We start from the raw sequence: 18,861 nt of genomic DNA on the forward strand, positions 1-18,861 counted from the left end.
TATCCCCAGGAAGGTGATAGTATGAACGATATGGAGTATCTAAAAAGCGTTATGGATGAAGAGCAGTACAGGAAGATTGAGCAAATAAACAATCCGGAACTTTACAGTTTTCTGGCTGAGCATATCAAATTACTCAGACCATCAAAAATTTTCGTCGCAAATGATAGCGAAACCGACGAACTGTACATAAGAAACAGGGCAATAGTGTATGAGGAGGAGCGTCTCCTGAAGACTCCTGGACACACCGTGCATTTTGACAACTACTACGACCAGGCCAGGGATAAGGCCCATACCTACATTCTCACACCCCATGGTGAGAAATTGCCCTATCTAAACACAATGAAGAGGGACGATGGGTTAAGGGAAGTGAAGGAAATAATGGACGGAATTATGGAGGGCAAGGAACTCTTCGTTCTCTTCTTCTCCCTCGGTCCCAAGAACTCTCCATTCATGGTACCCACGGTACAACTAACAGACTCGGCCTATGTGGCGCACAGCGAGTTCATACTCTATCGCAAAGCCTATGATGTGTTCGTTGATAACCCCAACATAGAATTTCTTAAATTTGTGCATTCAGAGGGAGAGGTGGATGAACGTAAAACAAGTAAGAACCTTGACAAGAGGAGGATAATGATTGATCTTGAGGGAAACATAACCTACGCGGTGAACACCCAGTATGCTGGAAACACCATAGGCCTCAAAAAGCCAGCCTTCAGGCTCACAATAAACAAGGCTGTTAAGGAAGGATGGCTCAGCGAGCACATGTTCCTCATGGGCGTCAACGGCCCAAATGGACGCGTTACCTATTTCACAGGGGCATTTCCAAGTATGTGCGGAAAGACAAGCACCTGCATGCTCATAGGAGAGAGACTTGTTGGGGATGATCTTTCATTCATAAAGGAGATAGAGGGAGAGGCCCGGGCGGTCAATGTGGAAAACGGAGTATTCGGCATAATTCAGGGAGTCAACAAGGAGGACGATCCCTACATATGGGAGGTACTTCACAGTCCCCACGAACTCATATTCTCAAATATTCTGGTACACGAGGGCAGGCCCTACTGGAATGGAATGGGTGAGGAGATACCATGCGAGGGAGAGAATCACAGCGGCAAGTGGTGGTGCGGAAAGAAGGATGCTGAGGGAAATGAAATTCCTCCGAGCCACAAGAATGGAAGGTTCACCGCCCGCCTGGAATACTTCCCCAACCTGGACAGGGAGGCTCTCAATGCAAAGAACGGTGTGAAACTCTCAGGCATGATCTTCGGAGGACGCGACTCGGATACCTGGCCTCCTGTGTGCGAGTCATTCAACTGGCAGCATGGAGTTATCATGAAGGGTGCTTCAATTGAATCGGAGACCACGGCAGCAACCCTTGGAAAGGAAGGGGTCAGAAAGTTCAACATAATGTCCATCCTGGACTTCATGTCCGTTCATCTGGGAAGGTACATAGAGAATTATCTGAAATTTGGAAAGAAACTAAAGAATCCACCAAGAATCTTTGCAGTTAACTACTTCCTGAAGGATAAGGATGGAAACTATCTCAACAGCAAGCTTGACAAGAAAATATGGCTCAAGTGGATGGATCTTCGCGTTCATAACGAGGTCGATGCCATAGAGACCCCCATTGGATACATACCCCACTACGAGGACCTGGCAAGACTGTTCAAGGAAGTATTTGGAAGGGAGTACACCAAGGAGGAGTACGAGGAGCAGTTCAAGATACGCGTGCCTGAACTTCTCAGCAAGATACAGCGTATAAGGGAGATCTACGGAAGCATGGACAGCATACCCAATGAGCTATTCCAGGAACTGAATGCCGAGGAGAAGAGGCTCCTGGAAGCCAAGGAAAAATACGGAGAGTATATCTCTCCATTCAAATTTATCTCCTGATTTTTAAATACTCCAATTTCCTCTTCTTATTTTGAGCCCGATTATCAAGAAGAGAATTCCATCCATAAACAGGACCAAACCCAGGAACAATCCTATGAAAAACTGGGAGGTTTCCTGCCATCCAAGCACTATTAAGAGATCAAGCAAGAGACAGAGAACACCCACAAGTATGGCTGCCAATTCCCCCTTCTGGGACCTTATACTCCTTGCCAGCATAAAATTGGTAATGGCAGCGGAGAGAAAGAAAAGAGCAGCTATGGCGGTCAGTATTTTAAGCCCCAGAACTGGAGAGAGTAAACTAACGAGCCCGAGGAAAAGGAGAATGAGGGATTTGGTGATTAGAACCTTGCTCTCTCCAAGGGTGGTGAAGTAGAGAAAGCCAAAAATCAAACCTGCAAATACGAGGACAAACCCAATAAGGTATATTACTGCCTTAGAGAGCAGCCATGGAAAGCCCATGCCCAGCAATCCTATGATCAGTAAAACAATACCTCCCAGTGTGTGGGAATTGAGCCGTTCTTCTATCCGGTAATCAAGTTTTGACACCATGGGTTCTCTCCCTCAATTTAAGCATTTTTTCTACCTCGTCCGTTATAACCATCTCGTACAGCCCTTCAAACACCTCAAGATCCTCAGGTGAATTGGGGGTCCAGAATCCTATTCTCACGCCAAAGAGCCTGTAGAAGCGAATGAGAGCCCTGGATCCAGTCTTTCCAAAACGGGATAACTGGTAAGGTATATTGAGATAATGGGGCTTGAGAGAGTAGATCCATCGGGGAATTGTATAGAGTTTGTTTACATCTCCTATGAGAATTCCTATCCTAGCATCTTTAATTAGTTTTCTCAGCCTCTTCAATGCCTTGATATTGAACGAGGAGAAAAGTGTACGGTCCATCGCATCATACTCTTCAACTATTTTGAGGGCCCCCTCAACGGAACTCTCATCTTTGATCTCCACATTTATTATGGCATTCCGTGGAAGTTTCTCGTATACATCCCTGAGAAGGGGTATCGGCTCTCCCTGAATATTGTACCTTCCAATCTCTTCCTCAGTAGATTTTTTAACATCAACGTTGACACCTGCCGTTTTTTTCAAGTTTCTATCATGGGATACCTGTATTTCTCCATCCTTTGTTAGCCAGATATCCAGTTCAACCCCATCTGCACCGTACTCAATGGCCTTCATAAATGCAAGAAGTGTGTTGGGAGGATACTTTGCAGAGTAGCCCCTGTGACCCAGAATAATCATACACCATTCACCAACACCGATTATCTCATTTCCTCAACTTCTTCCGCGCCATGCTGAATGGCATCTTCAACTTCCACATCAAGATCCTTCAAGAGACGTAGAAACTCCCCAAAATGTTCCTTCTCTTCCTGGGCTATGTCCAAGAACACCTTCTTAACAAGCTCGCTCTTAGCCAAAGAGGCCAACTGCTCGTAGAGATTTATGGCATCCAACTCGGCAATGATACCTATCCTAACAAGTTCCACATCGGGCTGCTCCTTTCCCAGAGCCTCAAGTTTTTCAAGATCAAACGGAATTTTAGATAACATTTCACATCCCCCCATAGATATGCACAAACTCACATATAATAATTTCCAAAAAAATAAAAAAGGTTTAGAGGCTCTTATGGCAGAGCCACCAGTCGTAGCACTCTATCTCGCCCTTCTTCTTTCTCTCTTCTCTGTCCTTTATGGCCTCAGTTGTTCCCGCGGGCGGAATGATCACATGATCCTTTATGAGTTCGTTGTTTGGCCACTTGTGTGGCAGAGCCACACCATTCTTGTCGCTCACCTGCAGAGCTTTCAGAGCACGCAGAATCTCGTCCCAATCCCTGCCAACCTCTGCGGGATAATACACTATTGCCCTTATTGTGCCCTTTGGATCAACAATGAACACTGCCCTTGCAGTCTGCGTGGAGCCTGTGGGAATCATACCCAACTTCTCCGCCAGATCTCCGCGATCATCTGCAATCACGGGAAATTCAATTTCCACTCCAAGATTATCCTTGATCCATTCCATCCATTTCAGGTGAGCGAATACCTGGTCAACGCTCAGACCTATGACCTCTGCTCCAAGCTCTTTGAACTTATCCAACCTTTTCTGCATCGCATAGAACTCTGTGGTACACACTGGCGTGAAGTCCGCCGGGTGCGAGAACAGAACAAACCACTTGCCTGCAAAGGCATCGGGCAACTTCATTGTGCCATGTGTTGTTTTCACTTCCACTTCCGGAAATTTTTCTCCTATCACTACCATTTTTTCACCTCCTTTTTGCGCGTGATTTTTCATTCTCCATATGTGCTCAACACGAGCATCATTATTCCATCAAGGAACAGTTCAATCCCTATGAATAGCCCTATCAGCCAAGAGGAATTCCCAGGCCACCCTGCGAATATCATTATTCCAAGTATGAAGGATATTATTCCTGTGAACAGGGGAGCCCACCAGCCCTTGTACTGGGTTCTGGCTGCAAAGGCCACGATCACTGTAACGATACCCATGAGCAGGAACCATAGCCCAACAAGGAAAGTTAGAGCAGTTGTAAATTGAGATGAGTAGACAAATATAAGTGCTCCGAAGATCAGCAGAATTAGGCCCGCTATGTAGTTTATCCATCCACCCTTGACTCCGGCCAAGAGAAATATTATTCCTCCGAGTATCAGAAGTGCCGCTAATAGATTTATAAACGCCCCTGTGGCAAATTCTGGTGCCAGCATTCCAATTAAACCGAGTATGATTAGGATTATACCTCCGATCTGATAGCTCTTGCGATCTATGGAAATTGTCTCCATCGGGCTCACTCCACGTCAACTTCGTTCTGCCATAGCCCGTGGATGTTGCAGTAACTCAGGGCCATCAATTTGCCCTTTCCTGCCTTTATGTAAAACTTCGCCTTAGGCTCCGTGAGCGGCTCACTGTGTGCCGTGAATGCCACACGCCCAACCATTATCGGGAACGATCCACCCTCCGGCTGGAAGTACAGCTCAATCCACGCTATGTGGTGCTCCGGCGTGTTTGGATGCGGTACTTCCTTTCCAACGCTCACTTCCACTTCAATCATCTCGCCCTTCTTTTCGTACTCTATCACGGGCACATGCTTCTCTCCTTTCCAGTCTCCACTCTTTATGGTTTCACTTATCATTTTTCATCACCTCCTTATTCTTCGCTTACAAGAGGAGTGTACTTCCTCTGTGCCAGCTCACGGTCAATCATCATCAGACCGTGTCCGGCATTGCCTATCATTTTCAACATCTGTATGATTTCCTCATCGTTTGCCTCTTCCTCAACCTGCTCGTCCACATACCACTGCAAAAGATTAAAAGTGGCACGATCCTTCTTCCTCTCCGCAAGGTCAACGAGATTGTTTATGCACTCGGTTATGTGCCTCTCGTGCTTCAGCGTCTCCTCGAACGCGTGCAGCGGTGAGTTCCACTCGTGAGGCGGCTCCTTTATCTCGTATAACTTCACCCTTCCGCCTCTTTCAATCAGATAGCGGTAGAATTTCATAGCGTGGTCCATCTCCTCCTGGTACTGCACATACATCCAGTTGGCGAACCCTCTCAATCCCTGGGCCTCAAAGTACCCGGACATGGAGAGATAGAGGTACGCCGAGTACATCTCCTCATTTATCTGCTTGTTTATCGCCTCTTCTATTTCCTTATCTATCATCTTTTTCACCTCCTTACCTTAATATTTCATAAAACTCCTCATACGGCATCTTCACGAGATGCGCGGGCATGTTCTCAAACGCCTTCCTGAAATCTTCCTCAAGATGCGAGCGGTCGTGTATTTCCTTGGATTCCCAGTAAGTTAAGATCACATATTTTTTAGGTTCGATTTTCATCTCCCTCATCTCTCCCGGAAGACCCGATCCAATCGCGGATACACCACTCACCCTCAGGAGCTGAGAGCCAAGAAATCCAGGATATCTTTCCGTTTTCCTGCACAGTTCCCTGACTCTGGATTCAAACTCCTCTTCGTGGCCGGGACGCACCTCCACGAAGTTCATGGCGCATACTACATCTCTGCCTTCCCATTCATAACCCTGCAACTCCTCGTTTCGTATTACTCTCGCTTCGATTCCCAGCCGGGCAAGTTTTTCTTTCGCTATATTGGCCCTGAACTCTGAGCCGCAGTAGAGCGCTATTTTTTTCTCACCGCAAAGCCCCTTCAGGAATCCCTCATAGAGTTCGATGTGATACACGGGAATATTTATCGCTCCCTTAACATGCTTTTTCAGGAACTCGTAGTTGCTCCGCACATCTATGATTATCTCCTCCACCCTCTCACCTCAGAACTTCATAAATTTCTCCCTTGGTGCACCACATACAGGACATTTATCTGGTGGCTCATCGCCCATATAGGTGTAGCCGCACACAGGGCATATGTAAATATCCTTGTCATCAATGTCCTCATTCTTTTCCGCTTTATCCTTCGCCTCTCCGTACATCTCCGCGTGGATTTTCTCCGCTTCAATTGCATAATGGAATGACATCTCGGCACCCTTCTCGTTGAAGTACCTTGCCAGTTCAAGATACGCGGGATACATATCCTCCACTTCAAATGTCTCGCCGCCTATGGCCGTGGCGAGATTTTTCTCTGTGCTCTTTATGTATCCCAGATTTCTGGCGTGATTCTTCGCATGAACGAATTCCGCATATGCAATCGCCCTGAATAGCCTCGCAATGTTTTTCTTTCCCTCTCTTTCAGCGACTTCGGCGAAGATTGTATACTTCATATGTGCCATGCTCTCTCCAGCAAACGCCTCTTCCAAACTTTTTTCAACCATCTTTCTCATATTCCCACCTCAAGGACCTGCATGCATCATGGGCCAGTACTCGTCGTAATCCTCAAACTTCTTGAGATTCTCAAACTCCTTGGCAAGAATGTCGTAGTGTCCCTGCTCCATGTTGGCAAGGATCTGAAGCATTTTCTTTGTATCCTCATCACCAACCCGTCCCTTCAAACTCTCGTAGAAATCCTTGGCCGCAAGTTCTGCACGCATTGCATCCTCTATGATCTCGCTCAACAGGCGATCCTCGCTTGGGTCAACCTGTGGCAGAGGGACAGGGGATTTTTCAGGCAGGCGTATTTCACCCTCGCCAAACTCTCTCTTGTAATAGGCCTCAAGAAAGGCCCTGTGCTTATCCTCCTCTCCCGCAAGGAAGAGCAGGCGATCCTTGAGCATTGCATTCTTGACCCTTCCCGCCAGAATCTCGTAAACTTCCTTGCTCTCCACCTCACTCTTTATTGCGGCGAGGAGTAGAGTTTTCAAATCGTATTTTTCAATATTCATCCAACCATCTCCTTTAAGGTTTTCAACACATCATCCACATGTCCTGCAACGCGAACCTTCTTCCATTCCTTAACCACTTTACCCTCTGGGTCTATGAGGAATGTGCTTCTTATCGTTCCGAAGTACTCTCGCCCGTAATTCTTCTTCTTGCCCCAGGCACCGTATTTTTCTATCACCTCATGCTCCGGATCACTGAGCAGCAGGATATTAAGGTTATGCTTCTTTATAAATTTTTCGTGTGATTGTTGAGAATCCTTGCTTATGCCTATTACCACCGCATTGAGCTTCTCAAATTCTTCCTTTCTCTCAGAGAATTCCCTGGCCTCGCGAGTGCATCCGGATGTATTGTCCTTCGGATAGAAATAAAGCACGATCCACTTCCCAAGAAAATCCCTGAGGCAGTGCTTCTTGCCCTGATAATCCGGAAGACAAAATTCCGACGCTTCATTACCCATTATTTCAGCACCCCCAGTTCACGATGCTTTTCCGCAATTTTCTTTGCAAATTCAGCTATTTTCTCATAATCCTCTGCTCTTGGAGAGCCCTTTATAAGCAGTGGTTCAAGAAGCTCTACCTTCAATGCGCCAAGATTGGACTTGAGAATATCCACTGTACGTCCGCCCCAGCCATAGGAGCCCATTATTCCAATGAACTTGGCCTTGGGTTTGAGTGCATTTACCAGGTAGGCAGCATAAACCGCATTTGGATGAGGCCCTGAGAGCATGGTTGGAGTTGCCAGAACTATTGTGGTGACATCCACCATGTCCATGGCAAATTCACCCATATCCACTGTTATCAAATTTCTTATCTTAACCTCAACTCCAAGTTTGTTGAGCTGATGAGCCAGATAATTCACCATCAATTTTGTGCTGCCATGCATTGATACGTAGCCTATGAGAACCTCGTTCTTCGTTTCAGGAGAAATCCATTCCTTGTAGGCATCAATGATGAACTTGGGCTCCCTGTATGCGGGTCCGTGACTGGGCGCGATTATCTTCGGGTTCAAATCCTCAATTTTCTTTATGTTCCTGATTATTATGTGACGGAATGGCATCATGATTTCTGAATAATACCTCTTGGCCTCGTGGTATATGCGATCATACTGCTCCGCAAAGGTATGCGTGGTGGCCGCATGGGATCCGAAGAAATCACAGGTAAAGGCAATGCGCTCCTCAACGAGGAACGTGGTCATCGTCTCGGGCCAGTGCACCCAGGGCGTCATGTAGAATTTAAGTGTTCTGTCCCCAAGGGAAAGTTCATCACCCTCCTTGATTATAAGGAAAACATCATCCTTTAAATGAAGGAGGTCCTTCTCAAAATCCCTGCACTTTGCATTGGTTACCACCTTGGCATCAGGATACTTTTCAAGAAGCACAGGTATTGAGCCAGAATGGTCCTGCTCGGCATGATTGGACACTATGTAGTCAATTCTTTCAATACCCAGATCTCTCAGGTTTAAAAGCAATTCATCAACTCTTTCGGGTTCCACCGTGTCAATGAGCGCCGTTTTTTCACTGCCCTTAACAAGGTACGAATTGTAACTCGTACCCTGCGGTGTGGGAACTATCTCATCAAAAAGAGTGCGTTCCCAGTCAATTGCTCCAACGTTGTAAACCCTGTCACTTATCTTTCTCACAGGCATATTCAATCCACCTTCTCAAACATGTCCTTGCTTGCTCCACAAACGGGACAGACCCAATCCTCCGGCAAATCCTCAAAGGGTGTTCCCGCTGGAACATCGCTATCCGGATCTCCCACAGCCGGGTCGTATATGTATCCGCATACCATACATCTCCATCTCATTTCTTTCACCTCCTTTTCAAATATCTTTCTCTCCCATCCATCCCTCATCCCGATGCATGGGGTGGTAGTCTCGGGCCGGAAAACCGGCCCTCACTGACTGCCCCAAAATATGAGAGATGGGTGTGTCAGCGTGAGCATTCATCCTCACTTGCCCCCTATGTAGGTGGCTGCCTTTTCTGGTGTCTTGCCCTTCACCACATTGTGGTAATAATCGTAGGTCATGGGACGCCCCTCCTCCAGTTTCTCCGCGTCCACGACTTCCCCCACGAACAGGGTATGGGTTCCAACATCAATTGAGTCAACAACCTTGGCTTCTATGTATCCAAGGGAATGATCCAGCACGATGGGAGCACCTGTGACTCCTATCTTGTACCTTGTGCTCTCAAACTTATTCACATCCCTTCCACTTCTGAATCCAAACAGACCTATGAATTTGAATGGGGCCTCGGTGGAGAGTATTGACACAGAGAACACTCCACTGGACTCAATGAACTCGTGTGTGAGATTTTCTCTATTTATGCTTATTGCAATTCTTGCAGGTTTGGAAGTTATCTGAAAGGCAGTGTTGGCTATCTGCCCGTTCAATTTTCCATCCTTAACCGAGGAAATCACATACATTCCATAGCTCAATTCATGGAGCACCTTCCTATCCATATGATGGGTAATGGGTTCGAATTATATAAGAGTTTCGTTTGAATTTCAAATCAATTACTTTGGGAAAACTTTAATAATGAGTTCCCATTCATGTATAATTAATGGATAAAAAAGATTTAAAAATCATAGAATTACTTCAAGAAAATTCAAGAATTTCGTACACTGAGATAGCCAGGATACTCGGAGTTACCGAGACCACTGTGCGCAAGAGAATATCAGATATGGAGAAAAAGGGCATAATAAAAAAGTATACAATTGAGGTGGATCCCGAGAAATTGGGATACAAGAACGTCACCATTTTGGGTATGGATGTTGAGCCCAAGTACCTTCTTGAGGCAGCCAGAAAACTGGCTGAAATTGAGGAGGCAAAATGGGTTGCCACATCCACAGGGGACCATATGATAATGGCAGAGATATGGACCAAGAACGGCGAAGAGCTCTTCAATCTAATAACAAAGAAAATCTCGAAAATCAGAGGCGTGAGGGATCTATGCCCAGCGATAATAATGGAGAGAATAAAGTAATCCTGAAAATTGAAGGCGATAGGAAGGGCATATTCGTTGAAAGGCCCAATAGATTCGTTTCAATAGTTGAAATAAACGGACAAGAGGAATACGCTCATATTCACGATCCCGGCAGGCTCAGGGAACTCCTCTACCCTGGAAATGAAGTTCTTCTGAAAAAATATGAGGGAAAAAGAAGAAAAACAAAGTGGGAGATTCTTGCAGCGAAGAAAGATTCCAAGTGGATTTTTCTTAACTCAAAATTTCACCGCCAGATATCAGAGAGAATACTGAAAAATGAAATGATATCACCCATCGGTGCACTGGAATATCTGCATCCCGAGGTGAGGGTTGGAAAAAGCAGGATAGATTTCCTTGCCTTAAAAGATGGAAAAAAGGTATGGGTAGAGATCAAGGGTTGTACCCTTGAGAGAAATGGTATGGCCTTGTTTCCGGATGCCCCCACGGAGCGTGGAAGAAGGCATGTGGAAGAACTGCTCAATATGAAAAAAAGAGGAGATGATGCGGTGATTATCTTCCTGGTTTTTGTGAATGCCACCTGTTTCAGACCTAATTATGAGATGGATGAAAAATTCTCCCATTCACTCCACAAAGCCATGGAGCACGGGGTATCCGTTTATCCGCTCCTTTTGAATTACGATGGAAAGACCATAAAATTTGAAAAACTACTTCAATTATGTGGAAAGCAGGAGATAGAAACTGAAAATCAGAGGAATTACGCCAAGAATTAAAACTAGCCAGTTCACCTTCACATCCAAATTTCCTATTTTTCTGCTTTCAAACTCCCTTTTGTATGTGGAGTACTCTATCTCGTTGGGTTGAGGGCTCATCATCATACTCTTGTAGGGATTACCCCTCCCCGCATGGGATACTCCAGAGATGAAGTAGGATATCCCAAAGAAAAACAGGGAGAATATGAATGCCAGGGCAGGATCGTGCAGGGCCAGTAAAATTAGAGCAACGGTGAGAATCAACCATATCACGTCCACAATAAGAAAGAGCCTGCGCATGCGTGTAAAATTATACGAAATTATTTTAATTTTTCCAGGCCTCTAAACTGAATTTCTGCATACTCTCGCCATCAAACCAGAACCTGGCACGAAAATTCAAATTCTCTATCACAAGGGGTAGCCAGTACCTGTCATCCTCCCACATTTCATCGTAGGGGATTCTCTCCAGATCAAACCAAGCAGGCCTTGATTCCTCGCTCTCCCTCGGCTCTCCATCAATATCCGCCCTAAAAACATACACGGTCCAATCTTCACCATTAACATCATAAAATTCTATCTCACCAAGTTTCTGGAGGTTTTTTATGCCTGCACCCATCTCCTCCTTCGCCTCCCTACGGGCGCATTCCTCAGGACTCTCCCCTTTTTCAATCTTTCCACCAAGTCCGTTCCACTTGCCCTTGCCATGACCGCGCTTTTTGTAGTGGAGCAGAATCCTTTCATCTCGGATTATGTGTACTATTACCGCCTCAATCATCCCAATACCCATGTCTTATGCGGATAAAAATCCTCCGTCTACGGCAACCATGGCTCCTGTCATATATGAGGACATATCCGAACCCAGCACTAGAGCTATGCGCGCAACTTCATCTGGATCACCAAATCTTCCCAGTGGAAGTCTGGATTTGAAGTTTATGGCGGTCTTGATCATATCCACATTAAGTTTCATTGCGGCCTCTTTTTTCAATTTCTTTACACCCTTCGTCTCAATTCCCCCAGGTATTATTGCGTTTATCCTGAACCCTATCTTCCCATATTCCCTTGCAAGGACTCTTGTCAAAGCAATTACACCCATTTTACTTATGTCATAATGTACCAGTCCAGTGGCAAATGGTAAAATAGCCTCAATGGATGCAACATTGATTATAACTCCCCCCTTCTTTCTCCTTCTTCTTATCATCTCTTGGCACATCCAAAAAACAGATTTCATATTTATATCTAACATCCTATCCAAGAATTCTTCATCAACCTCAAGAAAATCCATAAATTGGTATATTCCAGCATTATTTACCAGAATATCTACATCACCTATCTTCTCCCACAAAGCAACAATATTTCCCCTCTTTGAAAGATCAACTCTATGAATCCCAATTTTAGTATTAAATTTTGAAAGCTCTTTTTTTACCTCCTTTAAGCCATCCATGTCTATATCCACAAGTTTCAAATTTGCTCCCATCTCAGCGTATCTGTAGGCTATTGCCCTCCCAATTCCAGCGGCAGCACCGGTAATAAGAGCGTTTCTACCCTTAAGGGATATGAGCTCCTCTATTTTTTTCATGATCTCACCCGAATATTTTACCCACCTATATTACTTAAATTTTGCCCAGAAAAAACTTATAGGTATAATGTCATTTATTTTTGATGTTTGGCCTGGATTATCTAGTTGCCTTTGGTCTTCTTCTCCTCATAGTTTTCCTAGTTTCAGAATTCTCCCATAAAATAAACGTGATAGCAGTTCCCCTACTCATAATCGCAGGTATCATCATAGGGCCCTAGGGTCTGGGCATCGTGGAAAAATTTGAAGGTCTGGAGTTTTTTGCTGAACTTGGATTTCTATTTCTCGTTTTTCTTGCAGGTCTGGAAATAAGGGGTGTGAAAAATGTTAATTGGAGAAGCATTGGAGAACTAGCAATTATTCTTGCAAGCGTTTCATTTTTTGTTGGATTTGCTATTGTTTATTCCTTCGGTTACCATCCACCATTATACCTTTTGGCAACTCCATTGCTCATTGGAACGGTTTTTCAGTCATCCTCAGTGGGAGAAATCATACCCATAATAAATCATAACCCCACCCTCTCAAGGATAAGATAGGAAATGTTTTGATCCCAACCGTAGTGCTCTTGGATACCATTAGTCTAATTGGCCTCTCTCTTATCCTTCATTGGTACGAGAATCCAAATATTAACAATTTCATAATTTTTCATCATATTTATGACATTTTTCATATTTCTGGGTTCAAAATATATCCCAAAACTTGGAAAATGGGTATTCAATAGATATAAGAGTAGTTATGAGAAGATGGAGATAGTTTTCTTTATGGCCATCCTTTTCACTATGATTGGAATATCGGAATTAATTGGATTAGAACCTATTGTAGCTTCATTTCTTACTGGTCTATTCCTAGGGGAATCCATAGAAAATGAAGAAATATGCAAAAAATTGCATTCCATTGGAAAGGGATTTTTGATACCAATATTTTTCATCGTGGTAGGAATGGATTCTAACATAGGCGTATTTCTGGAGAGTGTTAACTATCTCTACCTCGTTATAGCCATAGTAAGTTGACTTATGATAAGCAAGCTTGTGGGTGGTTATATCTACTCTAGATTCTTTCAAAGGGATCTCCCACTCATAGTTGTTGTCTTCTTTCCTCAACTTGGAGCCACATTGGTAGCCACAAAAATTGGTATAGATTACGGACTGATAGATGAGCCTCTCTTTACCTCAATAGTTGTAATGGCGATAATTACGGCCTTATCCACCCCATTTATAGTAACTAAGATCTTTGGAAAAATTAAAAAAAGTGTGAAAAGGAATCATACCGTAGTATTGGGTGGTGGCATAATTGGAGAGTATGCAGCCTCTGCTTTAACCCTCCTACATCAAGAGTTCATAATAGTGGAAAAAACAAGGCTAGGTGCGATTACCTCAAATCAAAGGGATATGAGTGTGTTCTTGGTGACGCCACGAAAATAGATATATTGGATGCCATAAATGTGGAAAATGCAAAATATGCCCTAGTTCTCCTTTCATCGTCAAGAGATTCAGTGATATCTTCCCGATACATAAGAAAGAAGAATCCAAGATGCAAGATAATAGCAAGGGTTCATGATGAGAAGGAGAGAAGAATCCTTGAGAATATAGCAGATGAAGTTCTGTATCCAGAAAGCATTGCAGGGATGAACATAATCTGGCATATAATGAAACTCATAGAGGAAGATACCGCAAAAGGGCAAAATTTATATTAGCCCTTGCTTTAATCCTCACAAGGATTTAAAAAGGTGATTTTATGAAGTCGCTGGTTAAGGAGGTACTCTCAAAGGCCGATGAGAGGGTTGCAGTGCGCGAGGAGCCGACAATAACTAGTCCCGATGATGAGGAACTTCTGAATTTGTTACAAAAATTGAAAACAAATATAAAGGTTGTTGGTTGTGGAGGAGCAGGAAGCAACACCATAAACCGCATTATGGAAGAGGGGATTGTTGATGTTGAACTGATAGCTGCGAATACGGACGCTCAGCATTTGCTGATAACCCACGCGAATCGCAAAATCCTTCTGGGCAGACGCATAACCAGAGGACTGGGGGCAGGAGCGTTGCCCCAGGTTGGCGAGGAGGCTGCGAGGGAAGTGGAGGATAGAATTCGCGAGATTCTTCAGGGCGCCGATATCGTTTTCATAACCTGCGGTCTGGGCGGAGGTACGGGTACGGGAAGCGCCCCGGTTGTGGCCCAGATTGCCAAAGAAATAGGTGCACTCACGATCGCAATATGCACCCTGCCATTCACCGCAGAGGGAAGAATGAGGTTTGAAAATGCAATGTGGGGACTTGAGAAACTGAAACAGTACGTGGATACGGTTATAACAATTCCAAACGACAAGTTGCTGGAACTGGTACCCAGATTGCCCCTGAACCTCGCCTTCAAGGTTGCCGATGAAATATTGATGCGCTCAATTAAGGGTCTAGCTGAGATGATAACCAAGCCAGGCCTCGTTAACCTGGACTTCAATGACCTCAAGACCATAATGAAGGGTGGCGGCGTTGCAATGATTGGCCTTGGTGAGAGTGACTCCGAGAACAGGGCAGAGGATGCAATAAAGGAGGCACTGAACTCTCCGCTCATTGAGGCAGATATAAGCGAGGCAACGGGGGCACTGATAAATGTGGTTGGCGGAGAAAACATGACTGTGAAGGAAGCAGAGAGCGTGGCCGAATACGTACAGTCCCACATAAGCAAGGGTGCGAGGATCATCTGGGGTGCCTCCATAGACCCCACGTTGGGAAACACATTGCGTGTCATGGTGGTAATAACTGGTGTGAAATCCCCGTACATACAGGGCCTCGAGGCCATAGAAAAAAATAAAGAGGTTGACGTTATAAGGTGAAACCCATGGGCATCATTGAAAAAAGTGAAGAGGTTCAGAAGAGCATAGAACACTGGCTATCCGGGTTCGGTAAGGGTAAGTACTCCAGAATTCTCAAGATGTCCAGAAAGCCCACAAGGGACGAGTACGGAAAGGTTCTGGCAATAACGGGTCTGGGCATACTCTTCATCGGAGGAGTCGGATTTGCCCTTTATTACATTTTTCAGATATGGCTTCACATACCCTGAGGGATTGAAATGATTGATGTTAGCATAAACACTGAACTTTTCAGAATTCCTGCAGGAAGAATCGCTGAGATAGTTCTCGTGATCTCCAACAAGGGAGATAAAAAGGAGAAGGTAACGCTTAAGATCACCTCTGAACTGCATATGCAAGACCCCTCACTGGAATGGGGGTTGCACATAACGGGAGTGGAAAAGGAGGAGGTAAAACTCCTGGTAACCAGGGAGGAAAACAGGGAACTTGAGTATGAGATTGCCATACCGGGGAGCAGAAGGAAGGAAATTTACGTGAACATCATAGTGCCCAGGGCCGCCGAAATAGGAGATTCTGGCACATTCAAGTTCCAAGTGCTCTCCCAAGATAGCTCGTGGAGCAAAGATGTTAAGATAAACGTTGAATCCGCCATTGTTGCCGTTAAGACCACCATTGGTCAGGAGATCAAGGTGGCAAGGGATATCGGATTGAAGGCCCGAATTCATAAATGGGACGATATCTTTGCCGTGCTTGCCCCCCACAATCTCAAGGGCTATGTATTTGTGGAAACCTCTCGCCCTGATAAGGTTCTATCTCTCATAAGGGGAATTAAGGATGCAAAGGGTGTTGTCAGGGGCGAGATGCATCTTGAAGAAATCAAGCACTATCTAACACCCACACCCACGATTCGTCACATATCCGTGGGAGACATTGTTGAACTTGTTGAAGGGCCGTTCAAGGGCGAACATGCCAAGGTGATACAGATTGACGAGGCAAAGAATGAAATAACAGTTGAGCTTTTCGAGGCCATGGTGCCAATACCAATAACCGTAAAAGCTGAGGCCGTGCGGCTACTGGAAAAGGAAGGTGAGTAAAAATGGGACAGGTAATTGAAGTTCTGGTTGAAGGCGGGAAAGCATCTCCCGGACCCCCGCTGGGCCCTGCACTGGGACCCATGGGTGTTAACATAGCCCAGGTTATAAAGGCAATAAACGAGAAAACAAAGGACTATGCCGGGATGCAGGTTCCTGTGAAAATAGAGGTGGATCCAAAGACCAAGGAGTTCACGATAACCATAGGAACCCCTCCAACATCTGCACTGATAAAGAAGGAACTGGGCATAGAGAAGGGTTCGGGAAATGCGAGAACCGAGAAGGTTGGAGATTTAAGTTTGGAGCAGGTTGTTAAGATAGCGAGAATGAAGAAGGATAATTCACTCTCCTATGATATTAAGGGTGTTGTGCTTGAGGTTCTCGGTACCTGCGTCTCCATGGGTGTCACCGTGGAGGGTAAGGATCCCAGGGAGGTGCAAAAGCTTATAAAGAATAACGAAATCACCCTACCTAACTTGTAGGAGAGCCGCAGGCTCGCTTACTACAAGGAGGTGTTCATTTGCGTGAAAACATAATTAGCGCCGTAAAAGAGGCCATTGAGAAGTCGAAGGAGAGGAAATTCGTTGAGAGTGTGGACTTGGCGATAAATTTAAAGGATGTTGACCTGAGCATCCCCAAGAACAGGATAAATGAGGAGGTAATCCTGCCCCATGGAAGGGGGAAGGAGGTCAAAATAGGGGTTTTTGCATCCGGAGAGACCGCACTTAAGGCAAAGAACTGTGCGGATCTTGTTATCCCTCCAGAGGAGATTGATAAACTCGCAGAGGATAAGAGAAAGGCAAGAAAAATCGTGAATCAGTATGATTTCTTCCTTGCAGAAGCCCCATTGATGGGGAAGATCGGTAAGAGTTTGGGTATAATTCTGGGTCCCCGTGGCAAGATGCCAAAGCCCATTCCCCCTGGCGGAGATCCGTGTCCGATGGTTGAAAGGCTAAAGCACACAGTTAGAATGAGATCAAGGGATAAGAGAACATTCCACGTGCCTGTGGGAACAAAGAATATGGATGTTGAGAAGATTGCAGACAACATTGAAGAGGTCATAAAGAGACTCGAAATGAAACTTGAAAGAGGGTTGCAGAACATAGATTCCGTGTACGTGAAGACCACCATGGGTCCTGCCGTGAAAATCAAGTTGAGGTGATTTAGATGGCTCACGTTGCACCTTGGAAATATAAGTTTGTGGACCAACTGGTTCAACTCATAAACAAATACCCGGTCGTGGGTATAGTCAACATAAACAACATTCCCGCTGCACAGATGCAGAAAATGAGAAGGAACCTGAAGGATAAGGCCGTTTTCATAGTGGGCAAGAACAGGCTCATAAAACTCGCCCTGGAGAAATCCGAAAAGAAGAACATAAAGGAACTGGCCAATTACATAGAGGGGCAAACGGGTATAATATTCACGGATTTGAACGCTTTTAAACTGGCAAAATTACTTGAAAAGACCGAGACAAAGGCTCCCGCCAAGGGTGGAGAAATAGCACCTGAGGATATCATCGTTCACGAGGGTGAGACTCCATTCAAGCCAGGTCCGATGATAAGTGAGTTCCAGAAGGTTGGATTACCTGCAGCAGTTCAGAAGGGAAAGATAGTGATACGCAAGGATACAGTGCTGGTGAAGAAGGGCGAGGTTATAAGCAGGGACGTGGCTCAGGTACTCACAAAATTGGAAATATTTCCCATGACCGTGGGCCTGGACTTGAGGGCCGCCTACGAGGATGAGATGGTATTCTCCAAGGAAGTGCTCCACGTTGACACAACGAAGGTCTACGGAGACATCGTCAACGCCATACAGTACGCCACGAATCTGTCTGTGAACGCAGCGTATCCGACAAAACTAACAATGCCAATGATCATAGGAAAGGCTGCAAGGGATGCATTGAATCTGGCAATAAATGGAGGCATAGTGAACAAATTCACGGCAGAGCACATACTGAGAAAAGCGTATATGGAGATGCTCTCACTTGCATCTGTGCTTGGTGATGGTCTGGATGACGAATTGAAAAACTTAATATCCAATAGGCCTTCTCCCCCTCCAAAAGAGGAGGAAAAAGAGGAGAAGAAAGAGGAAGAGAAGAAGGAAGAGGAAGAAGAAAATAAAGAGGAAGAGGCAATATCGGGCCTTGGAGCCCTGTTCGGATAAGTAGAAAGGAGGTATGAAAATGGAATATGTGTATAGTGCCTTGATCCTGCATTCGCTGGGAAAGGAAATAAATGAGGAAGCAATAGCCAACATAATAAAGGCAGCCGGAGCAGAGCCAGACATGGCAAGGATAAAAGCCCTTGTCTCAGCACTTAGCGATATAGATATAGACGAGGCCATAAAGAACGCGGCATTTGCACCAGTGGCAGCAGCGCCTGCAGCTGCAGCACCCAGTGAGGAAAAAGAGGAGAAGAAAGAGGAAGAAAAGAAGGAAGAGGAAGAAGAGGAAAAGAAGGAAGAAGAGGCTATCGCAGGACTCGGCGCACTCTTCGGATAAACGGT

29 protein-coding genes and 1 pseudogene are annotated in these 18,861 nt (G+C 45.2%); 13 read left to right on the forward strand and 17 right to left on the reverse strand.

The window, feature by feature from the left end; all coding sequences use genetic code 11:
• Nucleotides 1–21 precede the first annotated feature (21 nt).
• Nucleotides 22–1,890: a phosphoenolpyruvate carboxykinase (GTP) gene (locus AC0S1O_RS00180; protein WP_475393753.1), complete on the forward strand. Its 1,869-nt coding sequence runs from the start codon at nucleotides 22–24 to the stop codon at nucleotides 1,888–1,890.
• Between the two features lie 3 nt (nucleotides 1,891–1,893).
• On the opposite strand, the gene AC0S1O_RS00185 is transcribed toward AC0S1O_RS00180, so the two are convergent.
• The 14 genes from AC0S1O_RS00185 to AC0S1O_RS00250 form a co-directional block, all read right to left on the reverse strand.
• The gene (locus tag AC0S1O_RS00185) at nucleotides 1,894–2,439 is read right to left on the reverse strand and encodes a DUF308 domain-containing protein (RefSeq protein ID WP_475393754.1); all 546 of its coding nucleotides are present in this window, start codon (nucleotides 2,437–2,439) and stop codon (nucleotides 1,894–1,896) included.
• Complete coding sequence (locus tag AC0S1O_RS00190; protein WP_475393755.1) at nucleotides 2,423–3,139, reverse strand: glycerophosphodiester phosphodiesterase family protein; 717 nt, start codon at nucleotides 3,137–3,139, stop codon at nucleotides 2,423–2,425. The genes AC0S1O_RS00185 and AC0S1O_RS00190 overlap by 17 nt, the downstream gene beginning before the upstream one ends.
• A 20-nt stretch (nucleotides 3,140–3,159) precedes the next feature.
• Entirely contained in the window at nucleotides 3,160–3,447 is a 288-nt protein-coding gene (locus AC0S1O_RS00195) for a ferritin family protein (protein WP_475393756.1), read from the reverse strand.
• Between the two features lie 64 nt (nucleotides 3,448–3,511).
• Entirely contained in the window at nucleotides 3,512–4,153 is a 642-nt protein-coding gene (locus tag AC0S1O_RS00200) for a peroxiredoxin (protein WP_475393757.1), read from the reverse strand.
• 29 nt (nucleotides 4,154–4,182) lie between these two features.
• Nucleotides 4,183–4,689, reverse strand: a complete 507-nt coding sequence (locus AC0S1O_RS00205) for an HdeD family acid-resistance protein (RefSeq protein WP_475393758.1) — start codon at nucleotides 4,687–4,689, stop codon at nucleotides 4,183–4,185.
• Between the two features lie 5 nt (nucleotides 4,690–4,694).
• Nucleotides 4,695–5,039 carry a class II SORL domain-containing protein gene (locus AC0S1O_RS00210; protein ID WP_475393759.1) on the reverse strand — a complete coding sequence of 115 codons (345 nt, stop codon included), beginning with the start codon at nucleotides 5,037–5,039 and terminating at the stop codon, nucleotides 4,695–4,697.
• A 14-nt stretch (nucleotides 5,040–5,053) separates the two neighbouring features.
• Nucleotides 5,054–5,566: a ferritin gene (locus AC0S1O_RS00215; RefSeq protein ID WP_475393760.1), complete on the reverse strand. Its 513-nt coding sequence runs from the start codon at nucleotides 5,564–5,566 to the stop codon at nucleotides 5,054–5,056.
• A 13-nt stretch (nucleotides 5,567–5,579) separates the two neighbouring features.
• Nucleotides 5,580–6,179, reverse strand: a complete 600-nt coding sequence (locus tag AC0S1O_RS00220; protein WP_475393761.1) for an antibiotic biosynthesis monooxygenase — start codon at nucleotides 6,177–6,179, stop codon at nucleotides 5,580–5,582.
• Nucleotides 6,180–6,188: 9 nt separating this feature from the next.
• Nucleotides 6,189–6,695: a rubrerythrin family protein gene (locus AC0S1O_RS00225; protein WP_475393762.1), complete on the reverse strand. Its 507-nt coding sequence runs from the start codon at nucleotides 6,693–6,695 to the stop codon at nucleotides 6,189–6,191.
• Nucleotides 6,696–6,704: 9 nt separating this feature from the next.
• On the reverse strand, nucleotides 6,705–7,193 hold the full coding sequence (locus AC0S1O_RS00230; RefSeq protein ID WP_475393763.1) for a ferritin family protein: 489 nt from the start codon (nucleotides 7,191–7,193) through the stop codon (nucleotides 6,705–6,707).
• The gene (locus tag AC0S1O_RS00235; protein ID WP_475393764.1) at nucleotides 7,190–7,648 is read right to left on the reverse strand and encodes a peroxiredoxin; all 459 of its coding nucleotides are present in this window, start codon (nucleotides 7,646–7,648) and stop codon (nucleotides 7,190–7,192) included. The genes AC0S1O_RS00230 and AC0S1O_RS00235 overlap by 4 nt, the downstream gene beginning before the upstream one ends.
• Nucleotides 7,648–8,835, reverse strand: coding sequence for an FprA family A-type flavoprotein (locus AC0S1O_RS00240; RefSeq protein ID WP_475393765.1), 1,188 nt, complete (start codon nucleotides 8,833–8,835; stop codon nucleotides 7,648–7,650). The genes AC0S1O_RS00235 and AC0S1O_RS00240 overlap by 1 nt, the downstream gene beginning before the upstream one ends.
• A gap of 2 nt (nucleotides 8,836–8,837) precedes the next feature.
• Nucleotides 8,838–8,996 carry a rubredoxin gene (gene rd, locus AC0S1O_RS00245; protein ID WP_015282685.1) on the reverse strand — a complete coding sequence of 53 codons (159 nt, stop codon included), beginning with the start codon at nucleotides 8,994–8,996 and terminating at the stop codon, nucleotides 8,838–8,840.
• 144 nt (nucleotides 8,997–9,140) lie between these two features.
• The gene (locus AC0S1O_RS00250) at nucleotides 9,141–9,650 is read right to left on the reverse strand and encodes a flavin reductase family protein (RefSeq protein WP_475393766.1); all 510 of its coding nucleotides are present in this window, start codon (nucleotides 9,648–9,650) and stop codon (nucleotides 9,141–9,143) included.
• 101 nt (nucleotides 9,651–9,751) lie between these two features.
• On the opposite strand from AC0S1O_RS00250, the gene AC0S1O_RS00255 reads away from it, so the two are divergent.
• Nucleotides 9,752–10,174 (forward strand): winged helix-turn-helix transcriptional regulator, encoded by a 423-nt coding sequence (locus tag AC0S1O_RS00255; protein WP_475393767.1) that lies wholly within the window; start codon nucleotides 9,752–9,754, stop codon nucleotides 10,172–10,174.
• A complete protein-coding gene (gene sfsA / locus AC0S1O_RS00260) occupies nucleotides 10,141–10,905 on the forward strand; it encodes a DNA/RNA nuclease SfsA (RefSeq protein ID WP_475393768.1) in 765 nt (254 codons plus the stop codon). Before AC0S1O_RS00255 ends, sfsA begins: the two co-directional genes overlap by 34 nt.
• On the opposite strand, the gene AC0S1O_RS00265 is transcribed toward sfsA, so the two are convergent.
• The 3 genes from AC0S1O_RS00265 to AC0S1O_RS00275 are packed head-to-tail and all read right to left on the reverse strand — an operon-like array spanning nucleotide 10,849 to nucleotide 12,460.
• Nucleotides 10,849–11,184, reverse strand: a complete 336-nt coding sequence (locus AC0S1O_RS00265; protein WP_475393769.1) for a hypothetical protein — start codon at nucleotides 11,182–11,184, stop codon at nucleotides 10,849–10,851. The two genes, sfsA and AC0S1O_RS00265, sit on opposite strands and share 57 nt — an antisense overlap.
• Before the next feature lie 25 nt (nucleotides 11,185–11,209).
• Nucleotides 11,210–11,659 (reverse strand): 8-oxo-dGTP diphosphatase, encoded by a 450-nt coding sequence (locus AC0S1O_RS00270; protein ID WP_475393770.1) that lies wholly within the window; start codon nucleotides 11,657–11,659, stop codon nucleotides 11,210–11,212.
• Between the two features lie 15 nt (nucleotides 11,660–11,674).
• On the reverse strand, nucleotides 11,675–12,460 hold the full coding sequence (locus tag AC0S1O_RS00275; RefSeq protein ID WP_475393771.1) for an SDR family NAD(P)-dependent oxidoreductase: 786 nt from the start codon (nucleotides 12,458–12,460) through the stop codon (nucleotides 11,675–11,677).
• 83 nt (nucleotides 12,461–12,543) lie between these two features.
• Between AC0S1O_RS00275 and AC0S1O_RS00280 the strand changes: the two genes are divergently transcribed.
• The 10 genes and pseudogenes from AC0S1O_RS00280 to rpl12p all read left to right on the forward strand — a co-directional run bounded on the left by AC0S1O_RS00280 (nucleotide 12,544) and on the right by rpl12p (nucleotide 18,856).
• Nucleotides 12,544–12,678 (forward strand): hypothetical protein, encoded by a 135-nt coding sequence (locus AC0S1O_RS00280; protein ID WP_475393772.1) that lies wholly within the window; start codon nucleotides 12,544–12,546, stop codon nucleotides 12,676–12,678.
• A gap of 12 nt (nucleotides 12,679–12,690) precedes the next feature.
• Nucleotides 12,691–13,467: pseudogene (locus AC0S1O_RS00285) on the forward strand (cation:proton antiporter).
• A gap of 263 nt (nucleotides 13,468–13,730) precedes the next feature.
• A complete protein-coding gene (locus tag AC0S1O_RS00290) occupies nucleotides 13,731–14,150 on the forward strand; it encodes an NAD(P)-binding protein (protein WP_475394493.1) in 420 nt (139 codons plus the stop codon).
• Nucleotides 14,151–14,191: 41 nt separating this feature from the next.
• Nucleotides 14,192–15,286 (forward strand): cell division protein FtsZ, encoded by a 1,095-nt coding sequence (ftsZ, locus tag AC0S1O_RS00295; protein WP_475393773.1) that lies wholly within the window; start codon nucleotides 14,192–14,194, stop codon nucleotides 15,284–15,286.
• Between the two features lie 5 nt (nucleotides 15,287–15,291).
• Entirely contained in the window at nucleotides 15,292–15,513 is a 222-nt protein-coding gene (locus AC0S1O_RS00300) for a protein translocase SEC61 complex subunit gamma (RefSeq protein WP_048103651.1), read from the forward strand.
• A gap of 9 nt (nucleotides 15,514–15,522) precedes the next feature.
• Nucleotides 15,523–16,356 carry a transcription elongation factor Spt5 gene (locus AC0S1O_RS00305; protein WP_475393774.1) on the forward strand — a complete coding sequence of 278 codons (834 nt, stop codon included), beginning with the start codon at nucleotides 15,523–15,525 and terminating at the stop codon, nucleotides 16,354–16,356.
• Between the two features lie 2 nt (nucleotides 16,357–16,358).
• Complete coding sequence (locus AC0S1O_RS00310; RefSeq protein ID WP_475393775.1) at nucleotides 16,359–16,835, forward strand: 50S ribosomal protein L11; 477 nt, start codon at nucleotides 16,359–16,361, stop codon at nucleotides 16,833–16,835.
• A gap of 38 nt (nucleotides 16,836–16,873) precedes the next feature.
• The gene (locus AC0S1O_RS00315) at nucleotides 16,874–17,515 is read left to right on the forward strand and encodes a 50S ribosomal protein L1 (protein ID WP_475393776.1); all 642 of its coding nucleotides are present in this window, start codon (nucleotides 16,874–16,876) and stop codon (nucleotides 17,513–17,515) included.
• A 5-nt stretch (nucleotides 17,516–17,520) separates the two neighbouring features.
• Complete coding sequence (locus tag AC0S1O_RS00320; protein ID WP_475393777.1) at nucleotides 17,521–18,519, forward strand: 50S ribosomal protein L10; 999 nt, start codon at nucleotides 17,521–17,523, stop codon at nucleotides 18,517–18,519.
• A gap of 19 nt (nucleotides 18,520–18,538) precedes the next feature.
• Nucleotides 18,539–18,856, forward strand: a complete 318-nt coding sequence (gene rpl12p / locus AC0S1O_RS00325; RefSeq protein WP_475393778.1) for a 50S ribosomal protein P1 — start codon at nucleotides 18,539–18,541, stop codon at nucleotides 18,854–18,856.
• The last annotated feature ends 5 nt before the right edge of the window (nucleotides 18,857–18,861 follow it).

This window comes from Candidatus Aciduliprofundum sp. HYA1, assembly GCF_056175085.1.

Bases quoted from the DNA above. Each gene is read 5' to 3' on its own strand.
- AC0S1O_RS00215 (WP_475393760.1), bottom strand. From the start codon at position 5,566: ATGATAGATAAGGAAATAGAAGAGGCGATAAACAAGCAGATAAATGAG.
- AC0S1O_RS00225 (WP_475393762.1), bottom strand. From the start codon at position 6,695: ATGAGAAAGATGGTTGAAAAAAGTTTGGAAGAGGCGTTTGCTGGAGAG.
- ftsZ (WP_475393773.1), top strand. From the start codon at position 14,192: ATGAAGTCGCTGGTTAAGGAGGTACTCTCAAAGGCCGATGAGAGGGTT.
- AC0S1O_RS00230 (WP_475393763.1), bottom strand. From the start codon at position 7,193: ATGAATATTGAAAAATACGATTTGAAAACTCTACTCCTCGCCGCAATA.
- AC0S1O_RS00195 (WP_475393756.1), bottom strand. From the start codon at position 3,447: ATGTTATCTAAAATTCCGTTTGATCTTGAAAAACTTGAGGCTCTGGGA.
- sfsA (WP_475393768.1), top strand. From the start codon at position 10,141: ATGCCCAGCGATAATAATGGAGAGAATAAAGTAATCCTGAAAATTGAA.
- AC0S1O_RS00205 (WP_475393758.1), bottom strand. From the start codon at position 4,689: ATGGAGACAATTTCCATAGATCGCAAGAGCTATCAGATCGGAGGTATA.
- AC0S1O_RS00270 (WP_475393770.1), bottom strand. From the start codon at position 11,659: ATGATTGAGGCGGTAATAGTACACATAATCCGAGATGAAAGGATTCTG.
- AC0S1O_RS00185 (WP_475393754.1), bottom strand. From the start codon at position 2,439: ATGGTGTCAAAACTTGATTACCGGATAGAAGAACGGCTCAATTCCCAC.
- AC0S1O_RS00210 (WP_475393759.1), bottom strand. From the start codon at position 5,039: ATGATAAGTGAAACCATAAAGAGTGGAGACTGGAAAGGAGAGAAGCAT.
- AC0S1O_RS00235 (WP_475393764.1), bottom strand. From the start codon at position 7,648: ATGGGTAATGAAGCGTCGGAATTTTGTCTTCCGGATTATCAGGGCAAG.
- AC0S1O_RS00250 (WP_475393766.1), bottom strand. From the start codon at position 9,650: ATGGATAGGAAGGTGCTCCATGAATTGAGCTATGGAATGTATGTGATT.
- AC0S1O_RS00320 (WP_475393777.1), top strand. From the start codon at position 17,521: ATGGCTCACGTTGCACCTTGGAAATATAAGTTTGTGGACCAACTGGTT.
- AC0S1O_RS00265 (WP_475393769.1), bottom strand. From the start codon at position 11,184: ATGCGCAGGCTCTTTCTTATTGTGGACGTGATATGGTTGATTCTCACC.
- rd (WP_015282685.1), bottom strand. From the start codon at position 8,996: ATGAGATGGAGATGTATGGTATGCGGATACATATACGACCCGGCTGTG.
- AC0S1O_RS00310 (WP_475393775.1), top strand. From the start codon at position 16,359: ATGGGACAGGTAATTGAAGTTCTGGTTGAAGGCGGGAAAGCATCTCCC.
- AC0S1O_RS00255 (WP_475393767.1), top strand. From the start codon at position 9,752: ATGGATAAAAAAGATTTAAAAATCATAGAATTACTTCAAGAAAATTCA.
- AC0S1O_RS00240 (WP_475393765.1), bottom strand. From the start codon at position 8,835: ATGCCTGTGAGAAAGATAAGTGACAGGGTTTACAACGTTGGAGCAATT.
- AC0S1O_RS00300 (WP_048103651.1), top strand. From the start codon at position 15,292: ATGGGCATCATTGAAAAAAGTGAAGAGGTTCAGAAGAGCATAGAACAC.
- AC0S1O_RS00190 (WP_475393755.1), bottom strand. From the start codon at position 3,139: ATGATTATTCTGGGTCACAGGGGCTACTCTGCAAAGTATCCTCCCAAC.
- AC0S1O_RS00275 (WP_475393771.1), bottom strand. From the start codon at position 12,460: ATGAAAAAAATAGAGGAGCTCATATCCCTTAAGGGTAGAAACGCTCTT.
- AC0S1O_RS00280 (WP_475393772.1), top strand. From the start codon at position 12,544: ATGTTTGGCCTGGATTATCTAGTTGCCTTTGGTCTTCTTCTCCTCATA.
- rpl12p (WP_475393778.1), top strand. From the start codon at position 18,539: ATGGAATATGTGTATAGTGCCTTGATCCTGCATTCGCTGGGAAAGGAA.
- AC0S1O_RS00180 (WP_475393753.1), top strand. From the start codon at position 22: ATGAACGATATGGAGTATCTAAAAAGCGTTATGGATGAAGAGCAGTAC.
- AC0S1O_RS00305 (WP_475393774.1), top strand. From the start codon at position 15,523: ATGATTGATGTTAGCATAAACACTGAACTTTTCAGAATTCCTGCAGGA.
- AC0S1O_RS00200 (WP_475393757.1), bottom strand. From the start codon at position 4,153: ATGGTAGTGATAGGAGAAAAATTTCCGGAAGTGGAAGTGAAAACAACA.